Genomic DNA, 8,427 nt, shown 5'->3' with positions numbered 1-8,427 from the left:
GCCGTGAGCGTACCCGCGGGAGGGGAGTGGCCAGCGCACGGTGGCGCGGGAACGGGTCCCGCCCGAACGGATCCCGCGCGAGGTGGACGAGGGGCGGCGCACGGTGGCGCGCAACGATTACGCGCGAGGCGGACGAGTTGCGGCGGCGGGCGGCGGGCGACCAGCAGGCGACCGGCGGGCGCCCGTCACCACTCCCTGCGGTCGCTTCTTTCGTGGTAGTCCGGCTGCTCGGGACGCAGGCGCTCGCCCGTGGAGAACATCGGGTCCCCGACGTACGGGCGGGTCATCTCGGGATCATCCTGCTCCTGGCGGCCGAGGGCCAGCAGCGGGTCCACGGGGTTCTGGTGGGGCGGCGCCTGACGCTGCTGCGGGGCCGGGCGTGGCCGGCCGGCTCCCGGGATGCCGTGCATGGGGGTGCCCAGGCCGGCCGTGCTCGGCTGAGGTTGAGACTGGGGTTGTTGCGGCTGCGGTTGTTGCGCTTGGTGCTGCCGATAGGTGTCGGAGCGGCGTCCGTAGGGGTCGGACGGGTGCGGGTCCGACGGGTAGGGGTCGGGCCGGTGTTGCTGGGCCGGCTGGTAGGGGTCGGCGGCCTGCGAAGGGAAACCCAGCGGGTCGGTGCTGGCCGGCGCCTGTCGGCGCTGGTCGCCGGGCATCTGGTAGACCGGTTCGTTCTCGACGTACTGAGGGCCGGTGAAGGGCTCGGCCTGGCCCTGCTGGATGTAATGAGGGCCGCTCATCGGGTCGGCGGTGTACTGAGGGCCGCTGAACGGGTCACCGGCGTAGGCCTGTTGCGGGCCGGTCTGGTCGACGTATTGAGGGCCGGTGAAGGGGGCCCGCTCGCCGTAGGCGGGGGGTTGCTGCTCCCTGGGGGCCGCGGTCTCGCCGTAGGCGGGCGCGTGCTGCTCCCTCGGCGCCGCGGTCTCACCGTACGAGGCCACCAGCTTGTCCTGGGGGGCCGGCGGCGCGCCCCTGGCCACGAGGACGTCGTTGGGCGACAGCGCCGCCGTGGGCCGGTCGTCCGGCTGGGGCTGCTGCGGCGGTTGCTGAGCGTGCTGGGGCGGCCGGTGGTATTGGCCGGTGCCGGGGATGACCTCGGTGCCCGGCTCCTGCGCGGGCACGGCCGGCTGCTCGCCCGTGGCCTCGGCGTAGCCGTCGTCGAGGGTGTCGAGCAGCCGCCCGACGTCCTCCATGGGCATGCGGAAGCTCGCCGTGCACATCTCGCCGCGCCAGAGGCTGAGGACCAGCGTGCCCTCATGCCACGTGACGCGGAGACACCGTTCCTGACCTCGCGCATCGAAGAAGACTTCGCCGAACGATGGCAAGGGGACAACTTCCGACATGGAGGACATATTGCTTTAACCAGCCTTTATTCGTCCACTCAACCCCGGAAAACCCTAAGGGACCGGTCTTCCCACCTACACCGGGATTCCCTCTGGTCACGCTCGGTAGAGACTTTCTGGCACCAGCTGGAGTCCCGATCGACCAGTGTGCCATGCGTGCCGTCGCGCCGATTCATGAATGCCGCGATGCGTCTGGCCGATCACGCCGCGTTCGGCGCGGCGGCACTGGAATGCGGGTAGCGTTTAGTGCCGTGCCGGACTCCCATCTCCCGTCAGTCGACGAACTGCTCAGCATCGCGGTCAACGCTCTCGGAGGGAGCGAACGGCAGGGCCAGGTCACCATGGTCCAGGCCGTGCGGCAGTCCCTCGACGACAAGACGCACCTGGCGGTCCAGGCGGGCACGGGCACCGGCAAGTCAGTGGCCTACCTCGTGCCCTCGATCCGCCACGCGATGGACAGCGAGAAGCCGGTCGTGATCTCCACGGCCACGATCGCGCTGCAGCGCCAGCTCGTCGACCGCGACCTGCCGAGGCTCTCCGAGGCGCTGGGCAAGGAGCTGCCGCACGAGCCGACGTTCGCCATCCTCAAGGGCCGCCGTAACTACCTGTGCCGCTACAAGGCGACGGCGGGCTGGCCCGAGGAGGACGAGCAGGACCAGCTCTTCGACCCGCGTGAGGTGAGCGCCACCGGCCGCATGGTGCAGCGCATCCAGGAGTGGGCCGAGGAGACCGAGACCGGCGACCGCGACGAGCTGGTGCCCGGCGTGAGCGAGCAGGCGTGGCGGCAGTTCTCGGTGAGCGCGCAGGAGTGCCTGGGCGCCACCCGCTGCCCGAGCGGCGCCGAATGTTTCGCCGAGCTGGCCAGGGCGCGGGCGGGTGAGGTCGACGTGGTCGTGACCAACCACGCGCTGCTCGCCATCGACGCCATGGGCGAGCTGCCGGTGCTGCCCGAGCACGAGGTCGTCGTGGTCGACGAGGCCCACGAGCTGGTCGACCGGGTGACGTCGGTGGTCACCAGCGAGCTGTCCGACACCTCGGTGATGCTGGCGGTCCGCCGGGTCGGCCGGCTGATCGAGCAGCCGATCGCCGACCAGCTGATGGAGGCCGGCGAAGACCTCAAGGCGCTGCTGGCCGCCGCGCCGCCCGGGCGCATCGACGAGCTTCCCGAGGTGCTCGGGCTGACGCTGGCGCTGGTGCGCGACACGGCCTGGCGATGCATCACCGCGCTCGGCCCGCGCAACGCCGACAAGGACGACCCCGACAAAGCGGGGCAGCGCAAGGCCGCGTTCACGGCGCTCGACGAGGTGCACGACACCGCGGTGCGCATGCTGGAGGCCTACGGCCACGCCTCAGAGGCCGACCGGGCGGAAGTGGTCTGGCTCGACGCCGGCACCGACCGCCGGCCGCCGATGTTGCGGGTCGCGCCGCTGAGCGTCAGCGGCATGTTGCGCGACAAGCTGTTCGGGGAGCGCACGGTGGTGCTCACGTCCGCCACGCTCGCGCTCGGCGGCACATTCGACCCGCTGGCCGCACAGTGGGGGCTGGGCGAGGGCAGAAGCTGGCAGGGCATCGACGTCGGCTCGCCGTTCGACCACCCGCGCGCGGGCATCCTCTACGTCGCCAAACACCTGCCCCAGCCGGGGCGCGACGGCCTGCCGCAGGCCTACCTCGACGAGATCGCCGAGCTGATCGAGGCGGCCGGGGGCCGCACGCTGGGGCTGTTCTCCTCGATGCGGGCGGCCAAGGCGGCCACCGAGGCGCTGCGCGAGCGGCTGGACGTGCCGCTGCTGTGCCAGGGCGACGACTCCACGATGCTGCTGGTCAAGCAGTTCGCCGACGACCAGCCGACGTGCCTGTTCGGGACGCTGTCGCTGTGGCAGGGCGTCGACGTGCCCGGCCCGTCGCTACGGCTGGTGATCATCGATCGGGTGCCGTTCCCGCGCCCCGACGACCCGCTGACCTCGGCCCGGCAGCGCCACGTGGCGGCCAAGGGCGGCAACGGGTTCATGGCGGTGGCGGCCAACCACGCCGCCCTGCTGCTGGCCCAGGGTGCCGGCCGCCTGCTGCGCGCCCAGGACGACAAGGGCGTGATCGCGGTCCTCGACCCCCGCCTGGCCACGGCCCGCTACAGCGGCTTCCTTCTGGGTTCCCTTCCTCCGTTCTGGCGCACGAATGACCCGGCCATCCCCCGAGCGGCACTCAAACGCCTCACGGAGACGGCCCCTGACGACTGACCACCGACCACAAACTCCTGACTCCTGACGAGGATCACGCCACCAGGGCGCCCCCCGGCCGGGCCATCCGAAGGGCTCCCGCACGCGACCGGTCCTCCACGTAACGTTGCGTGCCCGGTCACGGGTTTCACCACGGTGAGGGTCAAGAGCGCGCCCCGTCACGGCGGTCTGCCGGTGAAGGGTCGGAGGCCGTTTCCTGGAGGGCCGTCAGCCACGTACGGCGGGTGGCTGAACCAGGCGAAGCCGTAACACTAAAAGGGAGAAAGATCGGGACGCTTGGGAGAGACCCCGTCGCCGGAGGAGACGCCGCGGAGGCGGCGGGAGACCCAGGGGACGAGGTGTTCGCGCATCCATTGGGCGTCTTCGCGCCGGCGCGCCCGGGGATCCACCGCCCGCTCCGGCCAGCCCTTGCGCCAGTCGTCGAACGGCACTCCCAGCACGTCGAGCACACGCGCGGCGACCAGCCGGTGACCGTCTTCGTTCATGTGCAGGCGGTCGGCGCTCCATGCCCGCCAGTCACGCAGCCCCTGCATCGACCACTGGTCGACGAGCCGGCACCCGTAGAGGTCGGCGATGGAACGCACGTGCAGGTAGAAGGTGGCGAAGCGGCCGCGCAGGCGCCGCATCACCGGCGTGTCGCGCGGGTCGACCCCGGTGAACAGCAGCACGTCGGCGCCCCCGGCCCGCAGGTCGCGTACGGCCCGCGCGACCTGCTTGGCCATCACGTCGGGGTCGCTGCCGGGCCTGAGCAGGTCGTTGCCTCCGGCGCAGAAACTGACCAGGTCAGGCGCCATCTCGACGGCCAGCGGCACCTGCTCGGCGACGATCTGGTCGATCAGCTTGCCGCGTACGGCCAGGTTGGCGTAGCGGAAACCGGGGTTGTCGGTGGCGAGCCGTTCGGCCACCCGGTCGGCCCAGCCACGGTAGTGGCCGTCCGGCCCGGGATCGTTCAGCCCTTCGGTGAAGCTGTCGCCGAGAGCGACGAAGGACTTGTAATGCCTCATGAGGTCGTCTTCATCTCCGCGATAGCGTGCAGCGCAAGGACGTATGACTGTAGCCCGAAGCCCGCGATCGTGCCCGTCGCCACCCCGGCCACGACGGAGGTATGGCGAAACTCTTCCCTGGCCGCGGGATTGGAGATGTGCACCTCGACGAGCGGGGCGGTGCGCTGGGCGATGGCGTCGCGCAGGGCGTAGGAGTAGTGGGTGAAGGCGGCCGGGTTGAGCACGACGGGGATGCGGCCGTCGCAGGCCTCGTGGATCCAGCCGATCAGCTCGGCCTCGTCGTCGGTCTGGCGCACCTCGACGTGCTCGCCGAGCTCGCGGCCGGTGTCGCGGCAGAGGGTGGCGAGGTCCTCGAACGTCTCGGCGCCGTAGACGTCGGGCTCGCGGACGCCGAGCCGGCCCAGGTTGGGGCCGTTGAGCACGAGGATCATGCGGAGATCTCCCTGTAGGCGGCTTCGAGCAGCTCTTCTGCGGGGCCTTCGAGGCGACCGGGTCGCGCCAGGCCGTCGAGCACGACGAAGCGCTGCTCGGCTCCGCGGTTCTTCTTGTCCAGGCGCATGTGGTCGCGCAACCGGGGCCACGCGCCGGCGCGGTAGGAGACGGGCAGGCCGACGCTCGTGAGGATCGACCTGGTGCGCTCGACGAGGTCGGCGCGTCCGGAGAGCCGCGACAGCTCGGCGGCGTAGACCATGCCGATGGCGACGGCCTCGCCGTGGCGGATGGTGTAGTGCTCTTCGCGCTCGATGGCGTGGGCGAGCGTGTGGCCGTAGTTGAGGACTTCGCGCAGGCCGGACTCGCGCAGGTCGGCGCCCACGACGTCGGCCTTGACCTGGATCTTGCGCTCGATAAGCTCGCGGGTGTGCGGGCCGCCGGGTGTGGTGGCGGCCTCGGGATCGGCCTCGACGAGCGTGAGGATGGCCGGGTCGGCGATGAAGCCGCCCTTGATGATCTCGGCGAGGCCGGCGACGTAGTCGGCTTTGGGCATGCTGCCGAGCGTCGACAGCTCGCACAACACCCCGGCCGGCGGAAGGAACGTGCCGACGAGGTTTTTGCCCTCGGGCGTGTCGATGCCGTTCTTGCCGCCGACGGCCGCGTCGACCATGGCCAGCAGCGTCGTGGGCACGAGCACGACCTGCACGCCGCGCAGCCACGTGCCCGCCACGAACCCGGCCAGATCGGTGGTCGCTCCCCCGCCCACGCCGATCACGGCGTCGGAGCGGGTCACGCCGTGCCGGCCGAACGCGGACCACAGGCGCGCGGCCACGTCGACGGACTTGGCCTGCTCGCCGTCGGGCACGGGCAGGTCGGCGACCTCGTAGCCGCGCTCCGACAGGGTCGCGGTGACCGGCCTGGCGAGATCGGGCAGGCTCTCGGGGCGGATGACCGCGACGGTGCGCACCCCCGGTTTGAGCAGCGTCTCCAGCTCGGCCTGCACGCCGGTGCCGACCACGACGTCGTAGGGGCTGTCGCCGCGTACGTGGATCCGCGTCGCGCTCATGCGGGCAGCCCTCTCACGATCTCGTCGGCGAGCTCGGCCGGCTCGCGCTTGTCGGTGACCACGGTCGCCACGGCCAGCCGCTCATAGACCGGCCGCCGCTCCTCCATCAGCTTCTTCAGCTGGCTGCGCGGGTTCAGCACGAGCAGCGGCCTGGCCGAGCCGAGCCCGACCCGCTGCACCGCGTCGGAGAGCCCCACCTGCAGATAGACCACGTGGTGGCCGTCGAGCAGGGCCTGGGTCTCCTCGTTGAGCACGGCGCCGCCGCCGAGGGACAGGATGCCGTCGTGCTCGGCCAGCGCCGTGCGCACGGCCTGGTGCTCGAGCTCGCGGAAGCGGGCCTCGCCGTCTTCGACGAAGATGTCGGAGACGGGCTTGCCCGCCACGGCCTCGACGTCGGTGTCGGTGTCGCGGAACCCGACACCGAGCCGCTCGGCCAGCAGCCGCCCGATCGTGGTCTTGCCTGACCCGGGAGGGCCGATCAGCACGACGATGCTCGCGGATGGCTTCGTGCTCATTTGATCACCATGGAAGAGAGGTAGCCGGACAGGTTGCGCGCGACCTCCTCGACGGAGTCGCCGCCGAACTTCTCGAGCGCCGTGTCGGCCAGCACCAGCGCGACCATCGCCTCGGCGACGATGCCCGCGGCCGGCACGGCGCACACGTCGGAGCGCTCGTGGTGGGCCTTGGCCGCCTCACCGGTCTTGACGTCGATGGTGGCCAGGGCCCTGGGCACCGTGGAGATCGGCTTCATCGCGGCGCTGACGCGCAGGACCTCGCCGTTGGTCATGCCGCCCTCGACGCCCCCCGCGCGGTTGGTGATGCGCCTGACGCCGTCGTCGGCGGTGTATTCGATCTCGTCGTGGGCGCGCGAGCCGGGCCGCATGGCGGTCTCGAAGCCGTCGCCGACCGCGACGCCCTTGATGGCCTGGATGCCCATGAGCGCCGCGGCCAGCCGGGAGTCGAGCCTGCGGTCCCAGTGGGTGTAGCTGCCTAGGCCCGGCGGCAGGCCGTAGGCCAGCACCTCGACGACGCCGCCGAGCGTGTCGCCGTCTTTGTGCGCCTTGTCGATCACGGCGATCATCGCGGCGCTGCCCTCGGGATCGGAGCACCTGACCGGGTCGTCGTCGATGCGGGCCTGGTCTGCGGGGCCGGGCAGCGTCTCGGCCGGAGTCTTGGCTCCGCCGATGGAGGTGACGTGGCTGACGATGTCGACGCCGAGCGCCTGCTTGAGGAAGCGCCTGGCGACCTCGCCCAGCGCGACGCGGGCCGCGGTCTCGCGGGCACTGGCCCGGTCGAGCACCTGCCGGGCGTCGTCGAACCCGTATTTCTGCATGCCGGCCAGGTCGGCGTGCCCGGGGCGGGGGCGGGATCTCGGAGCGTTACGGGCCAGGCCCTCCAGCTCGGCCGGGTCGACCGGGTCGGCCGCCATGACCTTCTCCCACTTGGGCCACTCGGTGTTGCCGATGCGGATGGCGACGGGGCTGCCCATCGTGCGCCCGTGGCGCACGCCGCCCACGATCGTCACCTGGTCCTGCTCGAACTTCATCCGCGCGCCGCGGCCATAACCGAGCCTGCGGCGGCGCAGGGCCTCGTCGATGGCGGTCGTGGTCACCTCGACGCCGGCAGGCAGGCCTTCGAGGACGGCGACGAGTTCGGGCCCGTGGGATTCTCCGGCGGTCAACCAGCGCAACATGCCTCCAAGTCTTCCACGTGCGGCCCAGTGGCCGGACCGGCGTTCACCAACCGAGACAGAGCACGCTAAACGCCCCCAGCAGCATGAACGGCCCGAAAGGGAACTCGGTGTGCCGGGTTCCGCGCTTCGTCACGAGAAGGGCGACGGCGTACAGGGCGCCCAGCAACTGCCCCGCGAAGGCGGCGACGACCAGGGACTGCCAGCCGAGCGCCGCGCTCGTCATGCCGATGAGCCCGGCCAGCTTCACGTCCCCCAGACCCATCGCGTACGGCCTGGCGAACCAGAGCACCCCGTACACGGCCGCCAGCGCCGCCCCGCCGGCCAGCGCCGCGGGCAACTCTCCCGTCGGCACGAGCGCCAGCGCCATGACGGGGTACGCCGGGAGCGTGATCGCGTCGGGCAGCAGGCTCGTACGCCAGTCGACCACGGCCAGGGCCACCCCGATCACGGCGAAGCACGCGTACGGCAGTCCCACCCGCCACGCGACGAGCGCGGTGACGGCGGCGCACACCACCTCGATGGCCGGCGGCCACGGGGGAACGGGGGTGACACCGTCGTCATAGGTGTCGGCCAGCGCCCGGATGGCGCGTCCGCACAGGAGTCCGAGCAGCGCCATGAGTGCGACCACGCACAGACCCTAAACCGCCCGGCCCGCCCC

8 protein-coding genes are annotated in these 8,427 nt (G+C 71.7%); 1 reads left to right on the top strand and 7 read right to left on the bottom strand.

Annotated elements, in window-relative coordinates; genetic code table 11:
* Positions 1-185 precede the first annotated feature (185 nt).
* Complete coding sequence (locus E1294_RS49595) at positions 186-1,340, bottom strand: hypothetical protein (protein ID WP_132519564.1); 1,155 nt, start codon at positions 1,338-1,340, stop codon at positions 186-188.
* A gap of 230 nt (positions 1,341-1,570) precedes the next feature.
* Here E1294_RS49595 and E1294_RS49590 point away from each other — a divergent pair, with 230 nt between their 5' ends.
* Positions 1,571-3,574, top strand: a complete 2,004-nt coding sequence (locus tag E1294_RS49590) for an ATP-dependent DNA helicase (RefSeq protein ID WP_132519561.1) — start codon at positions 1,571-1,573, stop codon at positions 3,572-3,574.
* Positions 3,575-3,825: 251 nt separating this feature from the next.
* On the opposite strand, the gene E1294_RS49585 is transcribed toward E1294_RS49590, so the two are convergent.
* From E1294_RS49585 to E1294_RS49560, 6 genes are read right to left on the bottom strand one after another with little or no spacing between them, the layout of a single operon-like run.
* A complete protein-coding gene (locus E1294_RS49585) occupies positions 3,826-4,578 on the bottom strand; it encodes an SGNH/GDSL hydrolase family protein (protein ID WP_132519558.1) in 753 nt (250 codons plus the stop codon).
* Complete coding sequence (gene aroQ, locus E1294_RS49580) at positions 4,575-5,009, bottom strand: type II 3-dehydroquinate dehydratase (RefSeq protein WP_132519555.1); 435 nt, start codon at positions 5,007-5,009, stop codon at positions 4,575-4,577. The genes E1294_RS49585 and aroQ overlap by 4 nt, the downstream gene beginning before the upstream one ends.
* Positions 5,006-6,076, bottom strand: a complete 1,071-nt coding sequence (gene aroB, locus E1294_RS49575; protein WP_132519552.1) for a 3-dehydroquinate synthase — start codon at positions 6,074-6,076, stop codon at positions 5,006-5,008. The genes aroQ and aroB overlap by 4 nt, the downstream gene beginning before the upstream one ends.
* Positions 6,073-6,591, bottom strand: coding sequence for a shikimate kinase (locus E1294_RS49570; protein ID WP_132519549.1), 519 nt, complete (start codon positions 6,589-6,591; stop codon positions 6,073-6,075). Before E1294_RS49570 ends, aroB begins: the two co-directional genes overlap by 4 nt.
* Positions 6,588-7,769 carry a chorismate synthase gene (gene aroC / locus E1294_RS49565; RefSeq protein ID WP_165977930.1) on the bottom strand — a complete coding sequence of 394 codons (1,182 nt, stop codon included), beginning with the start codon at positions 7,767-7,769 and terminating at the stop codon, positions 6,588-6,590. The genes E1294_RS49570 and aroC overlap by 4 nt, the downstream gene beginning before the upstream one ends.
* A gap of 43 nt (positions 7,770-7,812) precedes the next feature.
* The gene (locus E1294_RS49560) at positions 7,813-8,397 is read right to left on the bottom strand and encodes a prepilin peptidase (protein WP_132519546.1); all 585 of its coding nucleotides are present in this window, start codon (positions 8,395-8,397) and stop codon (positions 7,813-7,815) included.
* Positions 8,398-8,427 lie beyond the last annotated feature (30 nt).

Source organism: Nonomuraea diastatica (genome assembly GCF_004349015.1).
Classification (GTDB): Bacteria; Actinomycetota; Actinomycetes; order Streptosporangiales; family Streptosporangiaceae; genus Nonomuraea; species Nonomuraea diastatica.
Note: the sequence above shows the minus strand (reverse complement) of the source record. Positions and strands in the feature narration are given on the sequence as shown.

Excerpts from the sequence above, each read along its gene's own strand:
- E1294_RS49595 (WP_132519564.1), bottom strand. The coding sequence starts at position 1,340 with ATGTCGGAAGTTGTCCCCTTGCCATCGTTCGGCGAAGTCTTCTTCGAT.
- E1294_RS49590 (WP_132519561.1), top strand. The coding sequence starts at position 1,571 with ATGCGGGTAGCGTTTAGTGCCGTGCCGGACTCCCATCTCCCGTCAGTC.
- E1294_RS49585 (WP_132519558.1), bottom strand. The coding sequence starts at position 4,578 with ATGAGGCATTACAAGTCCTTCGTCGCTCTCGGCGACAGCTTCACCGAA.
- aroQ (WP_132519555.1), bottom strand. The coding sequence starts at position 5,009 with ATGATCCTCGTGCTCAACGGCCCCAACCTGGGCCGGCTCGGCGTCCGC.
- aroB (WP_132519552.1), bottom strand. The coding sequence starts at position 6,076 with ATGAGCGCGACGCGGATCCACGTACGCGGCGACAGCCCCTACGACGTC.
- E1294_RS49570 (WP_132519549.1), bottom strand. The coding sequence starts at position 6,591 with ATGAGCACGAAGCCATCCGCGAGCATCGTCGTGCTGATCGGCCCTCCC.
- aroC (WP_165977930.1), bottom strand. The coding sequence starts at position 7,769 with ATGTTGCGCTGGTTGACCGCCGGAGAATCCCACGGGCCCGAACTCGTC.